Annotated in this window: 17 protein-coding genes; 12 read left to right on the plus strand and 5 right to left on the minus strand. The window is 69.2% G+C overall.

Features of this window, described 5'->3' with window-relative positions; translation table 11 throughout:
- Nucleotides 1-103 precede the first annotated feature (103 nt).
- The 4 genes from rplJ (at nucleotide 104) to ACFYMU_RS17225 (ending at nucleotide 9,320) form a co-directional block, all read left to right on the plus strand.
- Nucleotides 104-634: a 50S ribosomal protein L10 gene (gene rplJ, locus ACFYMU_RS17210; protein ID WP_388373593.1), complete on the plus strand. Its 531-nt coding sequence runs from the start codon at nucleotides 104-106 to the stop codon at nucleotides 632-634.
- Between the two features lie 106 nt (nucleotides 635-740).
- Entirely contained in the window at nucleotides 741-1,124 is a 384-nt protein-coding gene (gene rplL, locus ACFYMU_RS17215; RefSeq protein ID WP_388373594.1) for a 50S ribosomal protein L7/L12, read from the plus strand.
- A gap of 711 nt (nucleotides 1,125-1,835) precedes the next feature.
- Entirely contained in the window at nucleotides 1,836-5,324 is a 3,489-nt protein-coding gene (gene rpoB, locus ACFYMU_RS17220) for a DNA-directed RNA polymerase subunit beta (RefSeq protein WP_388373596.1), read from the plus strand.
- Between the two features lie 96 nt (nucleotides 5,325-5,420).
- Nucleotides 5,421-9,320: a DNA-directed RNA polymerase subunit beta' gene (locus ACFYMU_RS17225; RefSeq protein ID WP_388373598.1), complete on the plus strand. Its 3,900-nt coding sequence runs from the start codon at nucleotides 5,421-5,423 to the stop codon at nucleotides 9,318-9,320.
- A gap of 80 nt (nucleotides 9,321-9,400) precedes the next feature.
- Here the strand turns inward: ACFYMU_RS17225 and ACFYMU_RS17230 are convergent, their stop codons facing one another.
- On the minus strand, nucleotides 9,401-10,261 hold the full coding sequence (locus tag ACFYMU_RS17230; protein WP_388373599.1) for a M48 family metalloprotease: 861 nt from the start codon (nucleotides 10,259-10,261) through the stop codon (nucleotides 9,401-9,403).
- 449 nt (nucleotides 10,262-10,710) lie between these two features.
- Nucleotides 10,711-11,166 carry a Pycsar system effector family protein gene (locus tag ACFYMU_RS17235; RefSeq protein WP_388374038.1) on the minus strand — a complete coding sequence of 152 codons (456 nt, stop codon included), beginning with the start codon at nucleotides 11,164-11,166 and terminating at the stop codon, nucleotides 10,711-10,713.
- Nucleotides 11,167-11,894: 728 nt separating this feature from the next.
- Between ACFYMU_RS17235 and ACFYMU_RS17240 the strand changes: the two genes are divergently transcribed.
- Nucleotides 11,895-12,173, plus strand: a complete 279-nt coding sequence (locus ACFYMU_RS17240) for a hypothetical protein (protein WP_388373600.1) — start codon at nucleotides 11,895-11,897, stop codon at nucleotides 12,171-12,173.
- Nucleotides 12,174-12,438: 265 nt separating this feature from the next.
- On the opposite strand, the gene ACFYMU_RS17245 is transcribed toward ACFYMU_RS17240, so the two are convergent.
- Nucleotides 12,439-14,412, minus strand: a complete 1,974-nt coding sequence (locus ACFYMU_RS17245) for a hypothetical protein (RefSeq protein ID WP_388373602.1) — start codon at nucleotides 14,410-14,412, stop codon at nucleotides 12,439-12,441.
- A gap of 12 nt (nucleotides 14,413-14,424) precedes the next feature.
- On the opposite strand from ACFYMU_RS17245, the gene ACFYMU_RS17250 reads away from it, so the two are divergent.
- The gene (locus ACFYMU_RS17250; RefSeq protein WP_388373604.1) at nucleotides 14,425-14,628 is read left to right on the plus strand and encodes a hypothetical protein; all 204 of its coding nucleotides are present in this window, start codon (nucleotides 14,425-14,427) and stop codon (nucleotides 14,626-14,628) included.
- Between the two features lie 159 nt (nucleotides 14,629-14,787).
- Here ACFYMU_RS17250 and ACFYMU_RS17255 read toward each other — a convergent pair whose 3' ends face one another.
- Entirely contained in the window at nucleotides 14,788-15,468 is a 681-nt protein-coding gene (locus ACFYMU_RS17255; RefSeq protein WP_388373606.1) for a Crp/Fnr family transcriptional regulator, read from the minus strand.
- A 338-nt stretch (nucleotides 15,469-15,806) separates the two neighbouring features.
- Between ACFYMU_RS17255 and rpsL the strand changes: the two genes are divergently transcribed.
- From rpsL to ACFYMU_RS17280, 5 genes are all read left to right on the plus strand, one after another.
- The gene (gene rpsL, locus ACFYMU_RS17260; protein WP_003948652.1) at nucleotides 15,807-16,178 is read left to right on the plus strand and encodes a 30S ribosomal protein S12; all 372 of its coding nucleotides are present in this window, start codon (nucleotides 15,807-15,809) and stop codon (nucleotides 16,176-16,178) included.
- Nucleotides 16,179-16,180: 2 nt separating this feature from the next.
- A complete protein-coding gene (gene rpsG / locus ACFYMU_RS17265; protein ID WP_030345396.1) occupies nucleotides 16,181-16,651 on the plus strand; it encodes a 30S ribosomal protein S7 in 471 nt (156 codons plus the stop codon).
- A gap of 38 nt (nucleotides 16,652-16,689) precedes the next feature.
- Complete coding sequence (fusA, locus tag ACFYMU_RS17270; protein WP_388373608.1) at nucleotides 16,690-18,816, plus strand: elongation factor G; 2,127 nt, start codon at nucleotides 16,690-16,692, stop codon at nucleotides 18,814-18,816.
- Between the two features lie 169 nt (nucleotides 18,817-18,985).
- Nucleotides 18,986-20,179 (plus strand): elongation factor Tu, encoded by a 1,194-nt coding sequence (gene tuf / locus ACFYMU_RS17275; RefSeq protein ID WP_388373610.1) that lies wholly within the window; start codon nucleotides 18,986-18,988, stop codon nucleotides 20,177-20,179.
- A gap of 193 nt (nucleotides 20,180-20,372) precedes the next feature.
- The gene (locus ACFYMU_RS17280) at nucleotides 20,373-20,726 is read left to right on the plus strand and encodes a hypothetical protein (RefSeq protein WP_388373612.1); all 354 of its coding nucleotides are present in this window, start codon (nucleotides 20,373-20,375) and stop codon (nucleotides 20,724-20,726) included.
- Here the strand turns inward: ACFYMU_RS17280 and ACFYMU_RS17285 are convergent.
- Complete coding sequence (locus ACFYMU_RS17285; RefSeq protein WP_388373614.1) at nucleotides 20,723-21,589, minus strand: helix-turn-helix domain-containing protein; 867 nt, start codon at nucleotides 21,587-21,589, stop codon at nucleotides 20,723-20,725. The genes ACFYMU_RS17280 and ACFYMU_RS17285 overlap by 4 nt on opposite strands.
- A 245-nt stretch (nucleotides 21,590-21,834) precedes the next feature.
- Here ACFYMU_RS17285 and ACFYMU_RS17290 point away from each other — a divergent pair, with 245 nt between their 5' ends.
- On the plus strand, nucleotides 21,835-22,503 hold the full coding sequence (locus ACFYMU_RS17290; RefSeq protein WP_388374040.1) for a DUF4097 family beta strand repeat-containing protein: 669 nt from the start codon (nucleotides 21,835-21,837) through the stop codon (nucleotides 22,501-22,503).
- Nucleotides 22,504-22,526: the final 23 nt, after the last annotated feature.

Here is a 22,526-nt window from a genome sequence, read left to right on the forward strand (position 1 = left end):
CCGGTCGAGTCCGCCCCGTGCGCCTGCGCCGGGGCGTTTCGTTTTCCCCAGTCCTCCTTCGGGTCCGCGCGGTCCGAATCACCCGGAAGGAGGCCGAGGCTCTATGGCGAGGCCCGACAAGGCTGCCGCGGTTGCCGAACTGACGGACATGTTCCGCAGCTCCAGCGCCGCCGTGCTGACCGAGTACCGCGGTCTCACCGTGGCGCAGCTGAAGAACCTGCGCCGATCGCTCGGTGAGAACGCCCAGTACGCCGTGGTGAAGAACACGCTGACCAAGATTGCGGCCAACGAGGCCGGGATCACGACGCTGGACGACCTGTTCAACGGTCCGACGGCGGTCGCCTTCGTCACCGGTGACCCGGTGGAGTCGGCGAAGGGTCTGCGCGACTTCGCCAAGGACAACCCCAACCTCGTCATCAAGGGCGGTGTCCTTGACGGCAAGGCGCTGTCCGCCGACGAGATCAAGAAGCTTGCGGACCTCGAGTCCCGCGAGGTTCTGCTCGCCAAGCTGGCGGGCGCCATGAAGGGCAAGCAGTCCCAGGCTGCCGCGCTCTTCCAGGCGCTCCCGTCGAAGCTCGTCCGCACCGTGGACGCGCTGCGCGCCAAGCAGGCCGAGCAGGGCGGTGCCGAGTAACTCGGCTCGCACATTGACCGCCGCTCGACGCGGCGGTCGCCGCGGGCCGCACGCCCGCCGACATGTACACACGGCACCAGCCGAATAAGTGGAAGGATCGCCCGTCATGGCGAAGCTCAGCCAGGAAGACCTGCTCGCGCAGTTCGAGGAGATGACCCTCATCGAGCTCTCCGAGTTCGTGAAGGCGTTCGAGGACAAGTTCGACGTCACCGCCGCCGCCCCGGTCGCCGTGGCCGCCGGTGTCCCGGGTGCCCCGGCCGCCGAGGTCGAGGAGGAGAAGGACGAGTTCGACGTCGTCCTCACCGGTGCCGGCGACAAGAAGATCCAGGTCATCAAGGTCGTGCGCGAGCTGACCTCCCTCGGCCTGAAGGAGGCCAAGGACCTGGTGGACGGCGCCCCGAAGCCGGTCCTGGAGAAGGTCAACAAGGAGGCCGCGGAGAAGGCCGCCGAGTCCCTCAAGGGCGCCGGCGCCTCCGTCGAGGTCAAGTAGGACCTCCGCGGGGTCCGCACCGGACTCACGGGTCCGACGGGACCCACGGGGCCGTACGGGGCGGTACGCCCCCTGCGGCCCCTCCGCGAGCACCGCTCACAGTTCACCCGGATGCCGGACCGGGACCCCATGGGTTTCGGACACGGCTCACTCGTAGGGCTGTAACGCGAACGCGGTGAAGAGCGATCATCCATCCGGGTGGTCGCTCTTCGGCGTTCCGGGGGGTCGGGCGGCGGCTGCCTTGCGGCCGTCGCCGCGGGGAGTATGGTGATCTTCGTCGTGCCTCCGAGGGCCCCGGTGACAGGTCGCAAGTGACGATGGCAGCACCCGGTTCGGGCGAGGAGGGCCTTGACGAACTGCACGCAGCGCGCAATTCTCAGGACGCGTCGTCACAACGATCCGGAATCCGAGGCATGGATCGGCGACGAAGAGGGCAGTATCGATGTGCATCGAGGGCGTGGCTCGCCGCAGGTGTTGAGGGACAACGAAGGACTCCGTCGTGAGCCTGCAAACCCGCACTGGACATCAGTGTGCCAAGTGGCTACACTGACCCTTTGCGCTGCCTGTTAGCTGCCTCCTGCCCGTCACCAGGAGACACGCCCCTCGCTCGAGCATCGACGATGATGAGTCTCCGACCTGGGACTTCCATCTCTGTGCCCGGTGGGGACCGGTACGCGCGTAGTGAGTCCGAGCCCTCGGAAGGACCCCCTCTTGGCCGCCTCGCGCACTGCCTCGACCGCGAATACGAACAACGGCGCCAGCACCGCCCCGCTGCGCATCTCCTTTGCAAAGATCAAGGAGCCCCTCGAGGTTCCGAACCTTCTCGCGCTGCAAACCGAGAGCTTCGACTGGCTGCTCGGCAACGACGCGTGGAAGGCTCGCGTCGAGGCGGCTCTGGAGTCCGGTCAGGACGTCCCCACCAAGTCCGGCCTCGAGGAGATCTTCGAGGAGATCTCCCCGATCGAGGACTTCTCCGGGTCGATGTCGCTGACGTTCCGCGACCACCGCTTCGAGCCGCCGAAGAACTCGATCGACGAGTGCAAGGAGCGCGACTTCACGTACGCCGCGCCCCTCTTCGTCACGGCCGAGTTCACCAACAACGAGACCGGCGAGATCAAGTCCCAGACCGTCTTCATGGGTGACTTCCCGCTCATGACGAACAAGGGCACCTTCGTCATCAACGGCACCGAGCGTGTCGTGGTGTCGCAGCTGGTCCGTTCCCCCGGCGTCTACTTCGACTCGAGCATCGACAAGACGTCCGACAAGGACATCTTCTCCGCCAAGATCATCCCGTCCCGCGGTGCCTGGCTGGAGATGGAGATCGACAAGCGCGACATGGTCGGTGTCCGCATCGACCGCAAGCGCAAGCAGTCCGTCACCGTCCTCCTGAAGGCGCTCGGCTGGACGACCGAGCGGATCCTCGAGGAGTTCGGCGAGTACGAGTCCATGCGCGCCACCCTGGAGAAGGACCACACCCAGGGCCAGGACGACGCGCTGCTCGACATCTACCGCAAGCTGCGCCCGGGCGAGCCCCCCACGCGTGAGGCCGCGCAGACGCTGCTGGAGAACCTGTACTTCAACCCGAAGCGCTACGACCTCGCGAAGGTCGGCCGCTACAAGGTCAACAAGAAGCTGGGTGCGGACGCCCCGCTCGACGCGGGCATCCTGACCGTCGAGGACGTCATCTCGACGATCAAGTACCTGGTCAAGCTGCACGCGGGCGAGACCGAGACGGTCGGCGACAGCGGCCAGACGATCGTCGTCGAGACCGACGACATCGACCACTTCGGCAACCGCCGCCTGCGCAGCGTCGGCGAGCTCATCCAGAACCAGGTCCGCACGGGTCTGGCGCGTATGGAGCGCGTCGTGCGCGAGCGCATGACCACCCAGGACGTCGAGGCGATCACGCCGCAGACCCTGATCAACATCCGGCCGGTCGTCGCCTCCATCAAGGAGTTCTTCGGCACCAGCCAGCTGTCCCAGTTCATGGACCAGAACAACCCGCTGTCCGGACTGACGCACAAGCGGCGTCTGTCCGCGCTCGGCCCGGGTGGTCTGTCCCGTGAGCGGGCCGGCTTCGAGGTCCGTGACGTCCACCCCTCGCACTACGGCCGCATGTGCCCGATCGAGACGCCCGAAGGCCCGAACATCGGTCTGATCGGCTCGCTCGCCACCTACGGCCGGGTGAACGCGTTCGGTTTCGTCGAGACCCCGTACCGCAAGGTCGACGAGAACGGTGTCGTCACCGAAGTGGTCCACTACCTCACGGCCGACGAGGAGGACCGGTTCGTCATCGCCCAGGCGAACGCGCCGCTGACCGACGACCTCCGGTTCGCCGAGGCCCGCGTCCTGGTGCGCCGCCGTGGCGGCGAGGTCGACTACGTCGCCCCCGAGGACGTGGACTACATGGACGTCTCGCCGCGCCAGATGGTGTCGGTCGCGACCGCCATGATCCCGTTCCTCGAGCACGACGACGCCAACCGCGCCCTCATGGGCGCGAACATGATGCGCCAGGCCGTTCCGCTGATCCAGTCGGAGGCCCCGCTCGTGGGCACCGGCATGGAGTACCGCTCCGCGGTCGACGCCGGCGACGTCGTCAAGGCCGAGAAGGCCGGCGTGGTCCAGGAGGTCTCCGCGGACTACATCACCACCGCCAACGACGACGGCACGTACATCACGTACCGCCTGGCCAAGTTCGCCCGCTCCAACCAGGGCACCTCGGTCAACCAGAAGGTCGTCGTCAACGAGGGCGACCGGGTCGTCGAGGGCCAGGTCCTCGCCGACGGTCCGGCCACCCAGAACGGCGAGATGGCGCTCGGCAAGAACCTGCTCGTGGCGTTCATGCCGTGGGAGGGTCACAACTACGAGGACGCGATCATCCTGTCGCAGCGCCTCGTGCAGGACGACGTCCTCTCCTCGATCCACATCGAGGAGCACGAGGTCGACGCCCGTGACACCAAGCTCGGCCCCGAGGAGATCACCCGGGACATCCCGAACGTCTCCGAGGAGGTCCTCGCCGACCTCGACGAGCGCGGCATCATCCGCATCGGTGCCGAGGTCATCGCCGGTGACATCCTCGTCGGCAAGGTCACCCCGAAGGGTGAGACCGAGCTGACCCCCGAGGAGCGTCTGCTGCGCGCGATCTTCGGTGAGAAGGCCCGTGAGGTCCGTGACACCTCGCTGAAGGTGCCGCACGGCGAGACCGGCAAGGTCATCGGCGTGCGCGTCTTCGACCGCGAGGAGGGCGACGAGCTGCCGCCGGGCGTGAACCAGCTGGTCCGCGTCTACGTGGCGCAGAAGCGCAAGATCACCGACGGTGACAAGCTCGCCGGCCGCCACGGCAACAAGGGCGTCATCTCGAAGATCCTGCCCATCGAGGACATGCCGTTCCTGGAGGACGGCACCCCGGTCGACATCATCCTCAACCCGCTGGGCGTGCCGTCCCGGATGAACCCGGGACAGGTCCTGGAGATCCACCTCGGCTGGCTCGCCAGCCAGGGCTGGGACGTCTCCGGCCTCGCCGAGGAGTGGGCGCAGCGCCTGCAGGTCATCGGCGCCGACCAGGTGGAGCCGCGCACCAACGTGGCGACGCCGGTCTTCGACGGTGCCCGCGAGGACGAGCTGGCCGGTCTGCTGGAGCACACCATCCCGAACCGCGACGGCGACCGCATGGTGCTCCCGTCCGGCAAGGCGCGGCTGTTCGACGGCCGTAGCGGTGAGCCGTTCCCGGAGCCGATCTCGGTCGGCTACATGTACATCCTGAAGCTGCACCACCTGGTCGACGACAAGCTGCACGCCCGCTCGACCGGCCCGTACTCGATGATCACCCAGCAGCCGCTCGGTGGTAAGGCCCAGTTCGGTGGCCAGCGGTTCGGCGAGATGGAGGTGTGGGCGCTCGAGGCGTACGGCGCCGCGTACGCCCTCCAGGAGCTGCTGACCATCAAGTCCGACGACGTCACCGGCCGCGTGAAGGTCTACGAGGCCATCGTCAAGGGCGAGAACATCCCCGAGCCCGGCATCCCCGAGTCCTTCAAGGTGCTCATCAAGGAGATGCAGTCCCTGTGCCTGAACGTGGAGGTGCTGTCCAGCGACGGTATGTCCATCGAGATGCGTGACACCGACGAGGACGTCTTCCGCGCTGCGGAGGAGCTCGGCATCGACCTGTCCCGGCGCGAGCCGAGCAGCGTCGAAGAGGTCTGACGGGAGTCCGGCGGGCCTTGCACCATCAGGGCCCGCCGACCCCCAGGCCCCCGTATCAGACCAAAGACTCACAACCCTGAGAGGGATTGACGCATAGTGCTCGACGTCAACTTCTTCGACGAGCTCCGGATCGGCCTGGCCACCGCTGACGACATCCGTCAGTGGAGCCACGGCGAGGTCAAGAAGCCCGAGACCATCAACTACCGCACGCTCAAGCCCGAGAAGGACGGCCTCTTCTGCGAGAAGATCTTCGGCCCCACCCGGGACTGGGAGTGCTACTGCGGCAAGTACAAGCGCGTCCGCTTCAAGGGCATCATCTGCGAGCGCTGTGGCGTCGAGGTCACGCGTGCGAAGGTGCGCCGTGAGCGGATGGGCCACATCGAGCTGGCCGCCCCCGTCACGCACATCTGGTACTTCAAGGGCGTTCCGTCGCGGCTGGGCTACCTGCTCGACCTCGCCCCGAAGGACCTGGAGAAGGTGATCTACTTCGCGGCGTACATGATCACGTACGTCGACGAGGAGCGCCGCACCCGCGACCTGCCCTCCCTGGAGGCGCACGTCTCCGTGGAGCGGCAGCAGATCGAGAACCGCCGCGACGCCGACCTGGAGGCCCGCGCCAAGAAGCTCGAGACCGACCTGGCCGAGCTGGAGGCCGAGGGCGCCAAGGCCGATGTGCGCCGCAAGGTGCGCGAGGGCGCCGAGCGCGAGATGAAGCAGCTGCGCGACCGCGCGCAGCGCGAGATCGACCGCCTCGACGAGGTGTGGACCCGGTTCAAGAACCTCAAGGTCCAGGACCTCGAGGGCGACGAGCTGCTGTACCGCGAGCTGCGTGACCGCTTCGGCACGTACTTCGACGGCTCGATGGGTGCCGCGGCGCTGCAGAAGCGCCTGGAGTCCTTCGACCTGGAGGAGGAGGCCGAGAGGCTCCGCGAGATCATCCGCACCGGCAAGGGCCAGAAGAAGACCCGTGCCCTCAAGCGGCTGAAGGTCGTCTCCGCGTTCCTGCAGACGTCCAACAGCCCCAAGGGCATGGTCCTGGACTGCGTGCCGGTCATCCCGCCGGACCTGCGTCCGATGGTGCAGCTGGACGGTGGCCGCTTCGCGACCTCCGACCTGAACGACCTGTACCGCCGTGTCATCAACCGCAACAACCGTCTGAAGAGGCTCCTGGACCTCGGTGCCCCGGAGATCATCGTCAACAACGAGAAGCGCATGCTTCAGGAGGCCGTTGACGCCCTCTTCGACAACGGCCGGCGCGGCCGCCCGGTCACGGGCCCCGGCAACCGTCCGCTGAAGTCCCTCAGCGACATGCTGAAGGGCAAGCAGGGCCGTTTCCGCCAGAACCTGCTCGGCAAGCGTGTCGACTACTCGGCGCGTTCCGTGATCGTCGTCGGTCCGCAGCTGAAGCTGCACCAGTGCGGTCTGCCGAAGGCGATGGCGCTGGAGCTGTTCAAGCCGTTCGTGATGAAGCGCCTGGTGGACCTGAACCACGCGCAGAACATCAAGAGCGCCAAGCGCATGGTGGAGCGCGGCCGCACGGTCGTGTACGACGTCCTCGAAGAGGTCATCGCCGAGCACCCGGTTCTGCTGAACCGTGCGCCCACCCTGCACCGCCTCGGCATCCAGGCCTTCGAGCCGCAGCTGGTCGAGGGCAAGGCCATCCAGATCCACCCGCTCGTGTGCACCGCGTTCAACGCGGACTTCGACGGCGACCAGATGGCCGTGCACCTGCCGCTGTCCGCGGAGGCGCAGGCCGAGGCCCGCATCCTGATGCTGTCCTCGAACAACATCCTCAAGCCGGCCGACGGCCGCCCGGTCACGATGCCGACCCAGGACATGGTCCTCGGTCTGTTCTTCCTGACCACGGACGGCGAGATGCGCGACGTGAAGGGCGAGGACCGCTCCTTCGCGTCCGTGGCCGAGGCGATCATGGCGTTCGACGCCGGAGAGCTCTCGCTCCAGTCGCGCGTGGACATCCGCTTCCCGGTGGGCACCATCCCGCCGCGCGGCTGGACCCCGCCGGCCCAGGAGGAGGGCGAGCCGGAGTGGCAGCAGGGTGACACCTTCCGGCTGCGCACCACGCTGGGCCGTGCGCTCTTCAACGAGCTGCTGCCCGAGGACTACCCGTTCGTCGACTACGAGGTCGGCAAGAAGCAGCTCTCGGAGATCGTCAACGACCTCGCCGAGCGCTACCCGAAGGTCATCGTGGCGGCGACGCTCGACAACCTGAAGGCGTCCGGCTTCTACTGGGCCACCCGTTCCGGTGTCACCGTCGCCATCTCCGACGTCGTCGTCCCCGAGGCGAAGAAGGAGATCGTCAAGGGCTACGAGGCGCAGGACGAGAAGGTCCAGAAGCAGTACGAGCGCGGTCTGATCACCAAGGACGAGCGCACCCAGGAGCTCATCGCGATCTGGACCAAGGCGACCAACGAGGTCGCCGAGGCGATGAACGAAAACTTCCCGAAGACCAACCCGATCTTCATGATGGTGAACTCGGGCGCCCGAGGGAACATGATGCAGATGCGTCAGATCGCCGGTATGCGCGGTCTGGTGTCCAACGCCAAGAACGAGACGATCCCGCGTCCCATCAAGGCGTCGTTCCGTGAGGGTCTGTCCGTGCTGGAGTACTTCATCTCCACGCACGGTGCCCGTAAGGGTCTGGCGGACACCGCTCTGCGTACCGCCGACTCGGGTTACCTCACCCGTCGTCTGGTCGACGTCTCCCAGGACGTCATCATCCGGGAGGAGGACTGCGGCACCGACCGCGGCCTCAAGCTGAGCATCGCGGAGCGCGGCGCCGACGGCGTGCTGCGCAAGGCGGAGAACGTCGAGACGTCCGTGTACGCGCGCTGCCTCGCCGAGGACATCGTGGTCGACGGCAGGGTGCTGGCCCCGGCCGGCACCGACCTGGGCGACGTGCTCATGGACGAGCTGATCCTCCAGGGCGTCGACGAGGTCAAGACCCGCTCGGTCCTGACCTGCGAGTCCGCGGTCGGCACCTGCGCCATGTGCTACGGCCGCTCGCTGGCCACCGGCAAGCTGGTCGACATCGGTGAGGCGGTCGGCATCATCGCCGCCCAGTCCATCGGTGAGCCCGGCACCCAGCTGACGATGCGTACCTTCCACACCGGTGGTGTGGCCGGTGACGACATCACCCAGGGTCTGCCGCGTGTCGTCGAGCTCTTCGAGGCCCGTACCCCGAAGGGTGTCGCCCCGATCTCCGAGGCGTCCGGCCGCGTCCGGATCGAGGAGACCGAGAAGACCAAGAAGATCGTCATCACGCCGGACGACGGCAGCGACGAGAGCGCCTACCCGATCTCGAAGCGCGCCCGGCTCCTGGTCAGCGAGGGCGAGCACGTCGAGGTGGGCCAGAAGCTCACCGTGGGTGCCACCAACCCGCACGACGTGCTGCGCATCCTGGGTCAGCGTGCCGTCCAGGTCCACCTGGTCGGCGAGGTCCAGAAGGTCTACAACTCGCAGGGCGTGTCGATCCACGACAAGCACATCGAGATCATCATCCGGCAGATGCTGCGCCGCGTGACGATCATCGAGTCCGGCGACGCCGAGCTGCTGCCCGGCGAGCTGGTCGAGCGCTCGAAGTTCGAGCAGGAGAACCGTCGTGTGGTCCAGGAGGGCGGCCACCCGGCCTCCGGCCGTCCGCAGCTGATGGGTATCACCAAGGCCTCGCTGGCGACCGAGTCGTGGCTGTCGGCGGCGTCCTTCCAGGAGACGACCAGGGTCCTCACGGACGCGGCGATCAACGCCAAGTCCGACTCCCTGATCGGCCTCAAGGAGAACGTCATCATCGGTAAGCTCATCCCGGCCGGTACGGGTCTGTCCCGCTACCGCAACATCCGGGTCGAGCCGACCGAGGAGGCCAAGGCCGCGATGTACTCGGCCGTCGGCTACGACGACATCGACTACTCGCCGTTCGGCACGGGCTCCGGCCAGGCCGTGCCGCTGGAGGACTACGACTACGGTCCGTACAACCAGTAAGCGGGCAGCTTGAGTCGAAGGGCGGTCACCCCCGGGGTGGCCGCCCTTCGGCGTATCGGGTGCGGAGCCGTGTCCCCGGTTCAGCGGTTGAGCCCGGGATACGGCCCCAGTGCGCTCAGCCGGGTGCGGTGGTCGGGGTGCGCGGACAGCAGCCGGGCCAGGGCTCCGGGCTCCGGGCTCCTGGAGCTTCTGTCCCCGTGCGACGGCGGCCGCCTTCGCCGCGGCCTCTTCGGCCTGGAAGTGGTGCACGACCTCGGCCGGCTCACGGGCGAAGCCGAGCTCGGCGGCCTGCTGGTCGGCGCGCAGCTCACCGCGCCGGCCCGCATAGGCGAGGAGGTCGCCCAGGCGGCCCGGCCCGGCAGCGAGTACCAGTGGCCGAGGAGGCCGGCCCACGCGTGGCCGCCGGTGTGGGGGCCCAGTTCATGGGCGAGCACGGCGGCCAGGTTGCTGCTCGGGATCCGGTCGAGGGAGTACGTGGTGACGCCGACGACATGGCCGGCGACCGCCACCGCGTTCAACTCGTCGCTGTTCTCCACCATCAGCTCGTAGGTGTGCGGCTCGATGCCCGCGCGGGCGGTCACCTCGTGCCAGACCGGTTCGAGGCGAGCCCGCTCCTCGGGCGTCGGGAGCCGGAGCTTGAGCACGAACCGGGCGAACGCCAGCTCGGCGGGCCGGTGGAAGACGAGCAGGCCCGAGGCGAGCCAGGCCAGCAGCACGACCGTCCCCACGAGGTCGTCGAACATCCCGAGCGCGATCGAGCTGACCAGGGCCAGGCTCACCAGGAATCCCGGCACCTGCACGGCCAGCCGTCCTATCGCGGTGGCGTCGGCGCCGCGCTGGTGCTCGGCGACATGGACCCGGGAGCCGCGGTGACGGTAGTCGAGGTCGTCCGGCGCCGGCCCGGGCACGGGGGCGCCGACGGTGGGCGTCGCGGAGGGCACGGGAGGGACGGCGGACTGCGCCGGTACGGGCGTGCCGACCTGCGGGGGGGGTGCCGGGGTACGGCGGGGGCGCACTGCCCGGGTACGAGGCTGCCGGGCCTGGGTGGGCTTGTGCGGTGCCGGGGTACGAGGCTGCCGGGCCTGGGTGGGCTTGTGCGGTGCCGGGGTACGAGGCTGCCGGGCTCGGATACGCAGGGGCCGGGTACGGGGGTGCCGTCGGGCCCGGGTACGGGGGGCCGGCGGGTGCTGCGTTCGCCGTGGCCGTGGCCGGGCTCGGGCCAGGGCAGGCCGGGAGCGGGTCCGGAGGGGCGGGGGGTGCTTTCGGGGTGGGCCGGGCCCGGATTTCCGGGGGCGTCGGTGCCGGGGCTCGGGCTCGGATCCGGGAACCGCGCTTCCGCGGGGTACTGCGGTGGTTGGGACATGGTCGGGTTCCTTCGTGTACGGGGACGTCAGCCGATGAGCGGGCCGGCGGGGAGCAGCAGGGTGCCGACGCAGAAGGCGATCAGGCCGGTACGGATCCATCGGTGCTTGGACGCGGCGATCCGGCTGGTCTCGGTGAGGGCGGCGAGCAGGGCGGCTGCGGGGGCGCGGTCGGTCTCGGCGAGCACCTCGGCCAGCCGGCCCTCGCGTACGGCCTGCCGGATGTCGCCGAGGAGCAGCGCGACCAGCGACAGGGCCAGCGCGGCTGCCCCGGCCCACCACACGGCGGCTCCGGGGGCGGACAACCGGCCGGGCGACCAGTGCCGCCCGGCCAGCAGCCCGGTGAACACCCCCGCGGTCATGCCCAGCGCCGCCACCAGGACGGATGCCTTGCTGTCGGCCCGGGCGATCTCCCCCCGCAACTCGTCGAGCAGCCGTTCCGCGGTCCGGTTGTCCTGGGCGGTGACGGTGTCCGGCGCGGTCACGCGGACCCCGCCTCGGGCGAGCCCCACGAGTGGGCTCCTGGCGCGGGCGGTACAGCGGGCGCGGGTCCGTCGGAGACCGGCGGTACGGGCGGTACCGGCGGTACCGGCGGTACGGATGGCGGGGAGGCGTCTGGGGTGTGTACGCCGCCGGCTCGTACGCCCCGGCGTGCGGTACGCACGGCTGCCGGTCGCCGTACGGCGGAGGCGGTGCCTGGGGCGCCGGCGGTATCCGGCCGTTGTCGGGTGGCCGCGGGGCTCCGCCCGGGGGCAGTGCCTGTGCGTCGGACGCGGCCCGGGGCGCCTGCTGCCTGATCAGGTCGTCGACGGACCGCAGGACGGACCGGGCCGACTCGGCCTTCTGGAAGTCCTCCAGCATGTCCCCGGCGATCAGCTCCAGCTCCTTGCGGATGACGCCGAGCTGATCCGTCTGCAGGGTGTTGATCACCATCCGGGTGTCACCGGGATGCGCCGCGAGGTGCAGCGCCCAGGCGCCCACGCCGCCGTGCTGGCGGTGGTACTGGTAGAAGGCGATCTTCCGGGCGATCAGCTCCTGCGACTGCTGCTCGCGCAGCACCTCCAGCTCGTGTTCGAGCTTTGCCCGGCGCACCCGGAACTCGTGCTCGGGGTCCAGCATCTCCGACTCGTACCGCAGGCTGCGCTTGCGCCGACGGTGCTCGATCGCCTCGTCGTCCGGGCGCAGCCGTACCGCACAGGTGACGTTCAGCCCGGTGCCCACGGCGAAGCGGCCCTCCTCGACCGCCTGCTGGACGGCCCGTTCGGCGGCCGGGCTGTCCTCGATCGGAAAGCGCCGGGTGACCGGGCGTGCCAACTGCTGCAGTTCACGGGTGAGTCGGGTGGACACGTCCCGCTCGCCGCTCGCGACGAAGGCGGTCGGATCCGCCACCCGCCAGGTCAGGTCGGCGGTGGCACCGAAGGAGAACGCGTCGTCGTCGCTCGGCAGTTCGAGTTCCAGCTGGACCGGATGGCTGCCCATGTCCACCTCGTAGACCGAGGTGTAGCGCCGGGTCGCCGCGTCCGTGCGGCTCGGCCGGTGCGGCGGCAGATAGGCGTCGTACGAGCCGCCCGAGGTGGCGAAGACCAGAGCGTGGTCGATCGCGCCCACCTGTCTGCGGGCCGTGTAGTCGAACCGGGAGATCGGGCGCACGGTGAGCACCGGGTCGATCAGGGTGGTGTGCCGGTCGGCCTGTTGCTGCTGTTCCGGCGGCCGGCGGAACTCCGCCATGGGTCAACTCCTCGTGTACTGGGGTGGTTTCAGTGGGTGGGGGCCGGATGCAGTACCGCGAGAAGCCGGTCCGCCGGCGACGGTCGCGGGCCGCCGTCCTCGGCGCGCATCGTGCGCAGCCCGTGGTCGAGGCGCTTGCGGCCGTCCGCGGTGACCACCAGCGCGGTCAGCAGCGGTTCCAGGGCGAGGGCGGCATCGGCACGGCGCCCGGCGACGTACACCCAGGTGTGCAGGGCGTCCAGGGCCGCCCGGGTGTGGGTGCGGTCGTTCAGCGCGGTGCGCCACAGGGTGGCCAGGTCGCGGGCCGCGTCCGCCTCGTACATGCCGGTCTCGGCGTACCAGCCGACGAGCGCGCCGTCCTCGTCGTTGTCGCAGGCGCGTACGAAGGCGGCCAGCGCGAGGTCGCGGACCGCCGGGGTGTCCAGGTACAGCAGCCGTACGAACTCCGCCAGTACTTCCCCGCGTCGGGGGCCGGCGGAGAGCAGCAGGGCCGCGGACTCGGTGAGGTTGTTGCGCTCCGCCTGGCTGCTGGTGTCGGCCCGGGCGCGGGCGGCGAGCGCGTCGAGCGCCGGTCCGGCCAGGTCCGGGCGGAGCGGCGCGAGCAGGCCGAGGGCGCGGATGGCGGTCCAGCGGCGCGCCCAGTTGCCGTCGTTGCACCACTGGCCGAGCAGCCGCAGCACCACGGGTGCCCCCAGCAGCTGGGCCGGCGTGAGCGTGTTCGCGGCGGTGACGCGGCGGCCCGGGGAGCGGGAGGTGACCCAGCCGTCGACGAGCAGCGCCATCGTGGAGGGCAGGTCGGCGTCGGCGAGCAGCGCGGCGGCGGCCGCGGCGCGGGTGCGCACCAGCGGACGGCCGTCGCGGGCAAGCTGCTTCAGCCACTCCACCACCGCCGGGCGTGCCGAGGGGTGACCGGTCCACAGCTCGGTGAGCAGGACCCTCGGGATGCGCTCGTCGAGGAAGCCGGCCATGAACTGCGGGACCGGCCCCCAGTCGGTCGGCTCCTGCCGCACCTCCCCGTCGGCCCGTGCGAGCGTCAGCCGGTCCTCGGCGGCCGGCCCGAACACCGGTATCTCCGGAGGCAGTTCGGGGTGCTGCAAACGCTGGAAGTGCACGAACAGCTTGTCGGCGGGCTCGGCCGCGAGGACGTACGGGGCCTGGTCGAAGACGGCGAGCGAGATGAGGAACGCCTTGTCCCGCAGCCCGGTCGCCGGGTCCCCGAGCCAGTCACGGCACTGCTTCTCCACCGCGGACTGCCCGAAGTCCGCGAGCCGCGCCGGCGCGCCCTGGCTGTCGTCGTAGGCGGCCAGCGCCGCGGCGAACGCGGATACCTCGGCCGGACGGCGGTCGGCTGCGGACAGGAAGGCGGCCACCGGTTCGAGGGCGAGGAGGGCCTCGACGTCGTCCGGTCTGCGTCTGACGAGCAGGGCCCGTACGACGTCCCGGGCGCTCGGCGGCGTCCAACGGCAGGGCGTGACGCCGGGCAGGTGCGGTGAGTTCTCGACGGTGACGACGAGGTGGCCGTCCACCGCGGCGAGCTGGCCGCGGGCCGCGAACAGATGGGTGTCCCGTAACGGCCGGTTGCGGCTGAGGGCGAGGTCGCGCAGGACGTGCCCGCCGGGCCGGGTGAGCCGCGCGCTCAGGGCCGCGGGCGCGGTCTCGGGGCTCAGGGCGTGGACGGCCGGGACGCCCAGCCGGTGCAGCAGCATCTGCGCGGCGGCGTTGCGGCCCGTGGCGTGTGCGCCGGAGAGGACCAGCACCCGCTCCACGCGCAGCCGCTCCAGGGCGGATGCGAAGGCGGGGCCCTCGGCGAAGGCCTCGGCGAGTTCCCTCAGCCGCTCCGGGGGTATCTCGCCGGAGGCGTCCGGGGCGGCGGACGCCGGGCCGTGGTGGTGGATCTCGGTCCTGCCGCCCATGTAGGCATCGCCGCCGACCCGCCCGCCGGACACACCGTGCTGGGCGCCGCCCACCAGGCTGCCGCCGAAGGCCGTGCCCTCGCCGAGCATGAATCCGGGGGTGTGCGCGACCAGTTCCCGCTGGGCGGCCCGCGCCTCCGGGGCGAGCTCCTCCTCCGGCCCGGGGCCGTGTCGGCGGGCTGCTGTTCCGGCGGCTGGGCCGGCTGCCTTCCCGGCGGCTGGGCCGGCTGCTTCCCCGCCGGCTTTCCCGCCGGACGGGGCATCGCCTCGGTCAGCAGGGTGGCGCCGGTGGTGGCCGGGGCGTGAGGACGGGTGACCCACTGGAACTGTGACCGTGTGCACAGACGGCTCCCGGGCCCCGGCTCTCACTCCGCCGACTCCGCGCTCACTCCGCCGACTCCGCGCTCACTCCGCCGACTCCGCGCTCACTCCGCCGACTGCGCGCTTACTTCGCCGACTCCGCTCTCACTCCGCCGACCTCGCCCGTGCGATTCTGCGCAGGACGTCGGGCTGAAGGATCACCAGGGCCCGGCGCCCGGTGAGCACCACCCTGCGCTCCCGCAGCTCTTTGAGCAGCCGCTGCACCATTTCGCGGGAGGCCCCCACGGACCCCGCGAGTTCCTGTTTGCTCAGCGGTACGGAGAGCTCGATGCCGTCGTCGGTGCGGCGGCCGTGGGTGCGGGCGAGGTCGAGCAGCAGGGTCGCGAACCGCTCCTTGACGTTCATCGAGGCGAACTCCGGACGGCGCCGGTCAGCGGCGCGCGTGCGGTCGGAGGCGAGGCCGAGCAGGGCGAAGGAGGCGGCGGGGGAGCGAGCCAGGAAGTCCGTGAAGCGTTCGCGCTGGACGGCCACGGTCCGCACCTGCTCCAGCGCGGTCACGGTCGCCGACCGGGTGCGTCCGGTCAGCGCGGCCGACTCGCCGATGATGTCGCCGGGGCCCCGCAGCGCGAGCAGCGCCTCGTATCCGTTGGCCGCCGCCGCCGTCACCTTCGTCCAGCCCGACAGGACGAACAGCACGTGCGAGGACGGCTCGCTCTGGTGGAGCAGGACGACGCGGGGCGCGAAGGACAGCTCATGGCCGAGCGCGAGCAGTGCGGCCCGGTCCGCCTTCTCCAGCCCCCGTCCCCTGGCACAGCGACCGCTCAACGTACAGCCACGGGCGGTGCGAGAGCGGAACGAGTGGGACCCCCATGGAAGGGCCGCATAATGGAGGAAGAGAACCGGGACAAGTCCGGCACGTCGGGGTGAGCTCCATTTGTTTTGACCGAAGTCCGTGAGGTAGGTACGCTCAGACCTTGTGCCTGGGGTGTGCCCTGGCTCTTGTGCGTGCCTTGAAACCGCACGGGGAGCCTTCACCGGCCACCGTAATCTGCGCCTCTTTCTGCCTGGCGGCGGGAGTCCGCGGGATTCGACACACCCGACCGCGTGGGTCGGCGACGTTCCAGGTTAGCTGTACCCATCGGCACACAGAAACCGGAGAAGTAGTGCCTACGATCCAGCAGCTGGTCCGCAAGGGCCGGCAGGACAAGGTCGAGAAGAACAAGACGCCTGCACTTGAGGGTTCCCCTCAGCGCCGTGGCGTCTGCACGCGTGTGTTCACGACCACCCCGAAGAAGCCGAACTCGGCCCTGCGTAAGGTCGCGCGTGTGCGTCTGACCAGCGGGATCGAGGTCACCGCCTACATTCCGGGTGAGGGACACAACCTGCAGGAGCACTCCATCGTGCTCGTGCGCGGCGGCCGTGTGAAGGACCTGCCGGGTGTTCGCTACAAGATCATCCGCGGCTCGCTCGACACCCAGGGTGTCAAGAACCGCAAGCAGGCTCGCAGCCGCTACGGCGCCAAGAAGGAGAAGTAAGAATGCCTCGTAAGGGCCCCGCCCCGAAGCGCCCGGTCATCATCGACCCGGTCTACGGCTCTCCTCTGGTGACCTCGCTGATCAACAAGGTGCTGCTGAACGGCAAGCGCTCCACCGCCGAGCGCATCGTCTACGGCGCCATGGAGGGTCTGCGCGAGAAGACGGGCAACGACCCCGTCATCACGCTCAAGCGCGCTCTCGAGAACATCAAGCCGACCCTCGAGGTCAAGTCCCGCCGTGTCGGTGGCGCCACCTACCAGGTCCCGGTCGAGGTCAAGCCCGGCCGTGCCAGCACCCTGGCGCTGCGCTGGCTGGTCGGTTACTCCCGCGCCCGTCGCGAGAAGACCATGACCGAGCGGCTGCTCAACGAGCTCCTCGACGCCTCCAACGGCCTCGGTGCCGCGGTGAAGAAGCGCGAGGACACGCACAAGATGGCCGAGTCCAACAAGGCCTTCGCGCACTACCGCTGGTAGTCGCTACCCCATCGAGACCGAGAGAAGACTGAAGCCTTATGGCTACCACTTCACTTGACCTGGCCAGGGTCCGCAACATCGGGATCATGGCCCACATCGACGCGGGCAAGACGACCACCACCGAGCGGATCCTGTTCTACACCGGCGTTTCCTACAAGATCGGTGAGGTCCACGACGGCGCTGCCACCATGGACTGGATGGAGCAGGAGCAGGAGCGTGGCATCACGATCACCTCTGCTGCCACCACCTGTCACTGGCCGCTGGACGACGTCGACCACACCATCAACATCATCGACACGCCGGGGCACGTCGACTTCACCGTCGAGGTGGAGCGCTCCCTGCGTGTGCTCGACGGTGCCGTGACGGTGTTCGACGGCGTTGCCGGCGTCGAGCCCCAGTCCGAGACGGTGTGGCGTCAGGCGGACCGCTACGGCGTTCCGCGCATCTGCTTCGTCAACAAGCTCGACCGCACCGGCGCCGAGTTCCACCGCTGCGTCGACATGATCTCCGACCGTCTGGGCGCGCAGCCGCTGGTCATGCAGCTGCCGATCGGTGCCGAGGCCGACTTCAAGGGCGTCGTGGACCTGATCCGCATGAAGGCCCTGGTGTGGTCCGCGGAGGCGACCAAGGGCGAGATGTACGACGTCGTCGACATCCCGGCCACGCACACCGAGGCGGCCGAGGAGTGGCGCGGCAAGCTGCTCGAGGCCGTCGCGGAGAACGACGAAGAGCTGATGGAGCTGTACCTGGAGGGCGAGGAGCCCACCGAGGAGCAGCTGTACGCGGCGATCCGTCGCATCACCATCGCGTCCGGCAAGAGCACCGGCACCACCGTCACCCCGGTGTTCTGCGGCACCGCGTTCAAGAACAAGGGCGTCCAGCCCCTGCTCGACGCGGTCGTGCGCTACCTGCCGTCCCCGGTCGACATCGAGGCCATCGAGGGCCGCGACGTCAAGGACCCGGAGACGGTCGTCAGGCGCAAGCCGTCCGACGAGGAGCCGCTGTCCGCGCTGGCGTTCAAGATCATGAGCGACCCGCACCTGGGCAAGCTCACCTTCGTCCGGGTGTACTCGGGCCGCCTGGAGTCCGGCACGCAGGTGCTGAACTCGGTCAAGGGCAAGAAGGAGCGCATCGGCAAGATCTACCGCATGCACGCCAACAAGCGTGAGGAGATCGAGTCGGTGGGCGCCGGCGACATCGTCGCCGTCATGGGCCTGAAGCAGACCACCACCGGTGAGACGCTGTCCGACGACAAGAACCCGGTCATCCTGGAGTCCATGGACTTCCCGGCGCCGGTCATCCAGGTCGCCATCGAGCCCAAGTCGAAGGGCGACCAGGAGAAGCTGGGCGTCGCGATCCAGCGTCTGGCCGAGGAGGACCCGTCCTTCCAGGTCCACTCGGACGAGGAGACGGGCCAGACCATCATCGGCGGCATGGGCGAGCTGCACCTCGAGGTGCTGGTCGACCGCATGCGCCGTGAGTTCAAGGTCGAGGCCAACGTCGGCAAGCCGCAGGTCGCGTACCGCGAGACGATCCGCAAGGCCGTCGAGCGCGTCGACTACACGCACAAGAAGCAGACCGGCGGTACCGGTCAGTTCGCCAAGGTGCAGATCGCGATCGAGCCGCTCGAGGCGGGCGACACCTCGTACGAGTTCGTGAACAAGGTCACCGGTGGCCGCATCCCGAAGGAGTACATCCCTTCGGTCGACGCCGGTGCGCAGGAGGCCATGCAGTTCGGCATCCTCGCCGGTTACGAGATGACCGGCGTGCGCGTCACCCTGCTCGACGGCGGCTACCACGAGGTCGACTCCTCCGAACTGGCGTTCAAGATCGCCGGTTCGCAGGCGTTCAAGGAGGCCGCCCGCAAGGCCAGCCCCGTGCTGCTCGAGCCGATGATGGCCGTCGAGGTCACCACGCCCGAGGACTACATGGGCGACGTCATCGGCGACATCAACTCCCGTCGTGGCCAGATCCAGGCCATGGAGGAGCGTGCCGGCGCCCGCGTCGTGAAGGGCCTGGTTCCGCTGTCGGAGATGTTCGGCTACGTCGGCGACCTCCGCAGCAAGACATCGGGTCGCGCGAGCTACTCGATGCAGTTCGACTCCTACGCCGAGGTTCCGCGGAACGTCGCCGAGGAGATCATCGCGAAGGCCAAGGGCGAGTAACGCACCCCGTTCACACGCTTTAGGCTTGACACCGACCGCCGGGGATCCGATCCACGGCCGAGACCCCGGGTCTCGGGCTCCGGAGAGAACCCCGGCGGGCGGCACCCCAGCAAAGATCACCTGGCGCCGATGAGTAAGGCGTACAGAACCACTCCACAGGAGGACCCCAGTGGCGAAGGCGAAGTTCGAGCGGACTAAGCCGCACGTCAACATCGGCACCATCGGTCACATCGACCACGGTAAGACGACCCTCACGGCCGCCATTACCAAGGTGCTGCACGACGCGTACCCGGACCTGAACGAGGCCACCCCGTTCGACAACATCGACAAGGCGCCCGAGGAGCGCCAGCGCGGTATCACCATCTCCATCGCGCACGTCGAGTACCAGACCGAGTCGCGTCACTACGCCCACGTCGACTGCCCGGGTCACGCGGACTACATCAAGAACATGATCACCGGTGCCGCGCAGATGGACGGCGCGATCCTGGTGGTCGCCGCCACCGACGGCCCGATGCCGCAGACCAAGGAGCACGTGCTCCTGGCCCGCCAGGTCGGCGTTCCGTACATCGTCGTCGCCCTGAACAAGGCCGACATGGTGGACGACGAGGAGATCCTGGAGCTCGTCGAGCTCGAGGTCCGTGAGCTCCTCACCGAGTACGAGTTCCCGGGCGACGACGTTCCGGTCGTCAAGGTCTCCGCTCTGAAGGCGCTCGAGGGCGAGAAGGAGTGGGTGGACTCCGTCCTCAACCTGATGGCGGCGGTCGACGAGTCCATCCCGCAGCCCGAGCGTGACGTCGACAAGCCGTTCCTGATGCCGATCGAGGACGTCTTCACCATCACCGGTCGCGGTACGGTCGTCACCGGCCGTATCGAGCGCGGTGTCCTCAAGGTGAACGAGGAAGTCGAGATCATCGGCATCAAGGAAGAGAAGACCAAGACCACGGTTACGGGCATCGAGATGTTCCGTAAGCTGCTGGACGAGGGTCAGGCCGGTGAGAACGTCGGTCTGCTGCTCCGCGGCATCAAGCGCGAGGACGTCGAGCGCGGCCAGGTCATCATCAAGCCGAACACGGTGACCCCGCACACCGACTTCGAGGCGCAGGCGTACATCCTGTCCAAGGACGAGGGCGGCCGCCACACGCCGTTCTTCAACAACTACCGCCCGCAGTTCTACTTCCGTACGACGGACGTGACCGGCGTGGTGACCCTCCCCGAGGGCACCGAGATGGTCATGCCGGGTGACAACACCGAGATGAAGGTGGAGCTCATCCAGCCCATCGCCATGGAAGAGGGCCTGAAGTTCGCCATCCGCGAGGGTGGCCGCACCGTGGGCGCCGGCCAGGTCACCAAGATCCTCAAGTGAGCTTCCTCGCCTGAGGGTCGGCATCCGGCCTGAAAGGGCCCGTACGACATCCGTCGTACGGGCCCTTTCGCGTGTTCCGGAAGCATTCGGACTCGCGGTCCTGGATCCGCTCGGTCGCCTGCGTAGTGGATACGCACGCAGTTGAGTAGCAGTGCTCATGTGTCCGCTTCCGGCCCGCGGTTGGGTGGAGGTCATGCCGGACACCACACAGAGCGGCACCGCGTACCGGGCGTGGATCGCGCCGCTGATCGCGACCGTGCTCACCCTTCCCGCGAGCCTCTTCGCCTTCGTCTTCGCCGGACTGACGCCCATGGCCTGCGACTCCTGCAACGGAGCGGAGGCCGACCGGTTCACCGCGGGCTTCGACACCGCGTACGCCGTCCTCCGGGTCGGTCTCGGCGTCGCCTTCGTGCTGCTGCTGGTCGGCTGGTGCCTGCCGTGGAGTGCACGGAACGCCGTCCCGCGCTGGGTCCTCGCCACCCTCGCACCCTGCACGGTTCTGCTGTCGCTTCTGGTGTTCGCGTCGATGGTTCCCTGGCCGAGCTAGTGCCGGGGCACTAGTGCCCCGGCCGGGGTACTGGGCTCCGGGGCCGGGCGTGGGGAGCGGGCCCCGGGCTCCTCTCTCCGAGCCGGCTGTCCCTGGTCCGAACGTGGCTCGGCGGTGCGGTCCGAGGGCGTGAAGGTGCCCTCCGGAGTCGTTTCGGGCTTGGTGTGGAGGATCTCGCGGGCCTGCTCCGCGGCGCGGGCGGTGCTCTCGGAGACGAAGTCGAGGAAGCGGGCGATGTTCTCGAAGCGGACGCCGGCCGGGGTGCGGGGGCCGAGGACGCCGGCGCCCTGCCGTGCGATCTGGACGATCTGGGCCATGGCCCGGGCGCTGGCCATCATCGACTGGTACATGACGTCGTCGTCGACGACATAGCGCTCGCGGCGGCGTTCGTCGCGCTCCCGGCGGACCATGCCCTGGCTCTCGAGGAACGCGATCGCCTTGGAGACGGACGCGGGGCTGACACCGAGGCGCTGGACGAGTTCGGCCGCGGTGAGGCTGCCGGTGTCGGTGAGGCTGAGGGCGGCCATGACCCGGGACATCATCTTGGGCATCCCCGACTGCATCATGGCGGTGGTGAACGTCTCCTCGTACGCCCGGACCGCTTCGGCGTCACGCCCGTGGGCCTGCGCGGGCGCCTTCGTGTCCCGGGGCGCGGCCTGCCGGCGGCGGCGGGCGCGGTGCTCGGTGGCACGGTGGGCGAGGTCGGCGCGGTAGGCGGTGGGGCCGCCGTTGCGCAGGACCTCACGCGTGACGGTCGACGTCGGGCGCTTCAGGCGTCGGGCGATCTCCGCGTAGGCGAGTCCGTCGGCCAGTCCCAGCGCGATCTGCTGACGTTCCTGCTGGGTGAGCCTGCCTCCCGGCATCGCGGTCTCCTCCGTGCTTCCCGTGCGCGCTCCCTGACGGCCTGTGCCACGCCCAGCTTAGCGTTCGCTTCATCTCATTGCAATAAAACGAGTGCGCCCCATTGCATTGATTCGCAGAGCCATTGCAACAAAATATTCTGGCTGACCTGCATGAATGCTCTTCATTCGCAATGAACTAATTGCGGATTCCTTGAACGCAACGTAGCGTTTTCCATATGGAAAACGACAAGCCGAAGGAGAGCACGATGCAGAAGTTCGACACCCCCGCTCCGATCTCCACCGTCCTCGACATCCCCGCAGGGGAGATACGCTTGATCGCCGCCGACCGCAGCGACACCACCGTCGAGGTTCTGCCCTCCGACGCCTCCACGAGCCGCGACGTCAAGGCGGCAGAGGAGGTGCGGGTCGCCTACGGCGAAGGCGTCCTGCGCATCGAGGTCCCGGAACCGAAGAAGCGGATTCTCGGACACTCCGGATCCGTCGAGGTGACCGTGCGGCTGCCCGCCGGCTCCCGTGTCGAGGCCAAGGCGTCCTGCGGCGAGCTGCGGGGCGTGGGACGGCTCGGCGACGTCGCCTTCGAAAGCGCGCAGGCCACGGTCAAGCTCGACGAGGCCGGCAGCGCCCGTCTCGTCCTCCAGGACGGTGATGTCACGGTCGGCCGCCTCACCGGGGCCGCCGAGATCAGCACCATGCGGGGCGACCTCACCGTCGACGAGGCCGCGCGCGGCACCCTCACGCTGCGCACCGAACAGGGTGACATCACCGTCGGTGTCGCCCGGGGGACCTCCGCCGCCCTCGACGCCGGTACCTCCTACGGCCGGATCCACAACGCCCTCAAGAACGCCGACGCGGCGCACGGCCTCACCGTCCACGCGACCACGGTCCACGGCGACATCACCGCCCGCAGTCTCTGACCCCCGCGGCCTCTCCAAGGGAG

This window comes from Streptomyces sp. NPDC007264, assembly GCF_042869095.1.
Taxonomy (GTDB): Bacteria; Actinomycetota; Actinomycetes; order Streptomycetales; family Streptomycetaceae; genus Streptomyces.

What these genes read in the sequence shown, in the direction of transcription:
- rplJ (WP_388373593.1), top strand. Translation starts at nt 104, where the DNA reads ATGGCGAGGCCCGACAAGGCTGCCGCGGTTGCCGAACTGACGGACATG.
- rplL (WP_388373594.1), top strand. Translation starts at nt 741, where the DNA reads ATGGCGAAGCTCAGCCAGGAAGACCTGCTCGCGCAGTTCGAGGAGATG.
- ACFYMU_RS17245 (WP_388373602.1), bottom strand. Translation starts at nt 14,412, where the DNA reads ATGCTCGGCGAGGGCACGGCCTTCGGCGGCAGCCTGGTGGGCGGCGCC.
- rpsG (WP_030345396.1), top strand. Translation starts at nt 16,181, where the DNA reads ATGCCTCGTAAGGGCCCCGCCCCGAAGCGCCCGGTCATCATCGACCCG.
- fusA (WP_388373608.1), top strand. Translation starts at nt 16,690, where the DNA reads ATGGCTACCACTTCACTTGACCTGGCCAGGGTCCGCAACATCGGGATC.
- ACFYMU_RS17280 (WP_388373612.1), top strand. Translation starts at nt 20,373, where the DNA reads ATGCCGGACACCACACAGAGCGGCACCGCGTACCGGGCGTGGATCGCG.
- ACFYMU_RS17285 (WP_388373614.1), bottom strand. Translation starts at nt 21,589, where the DNA reads ATGCCGGGAGGCAGGCTCACCCAGCAGGAACGTCAGCAGATCGCGCTG.
- ACFYMU_RS17290 (WP_388374040.1), top strand. Translation starts at nt 21,835, where the DNA reads ATGCAGAAGTTCGACACCCCCGCTCCGATCTCCACCGTCCTCGACATC.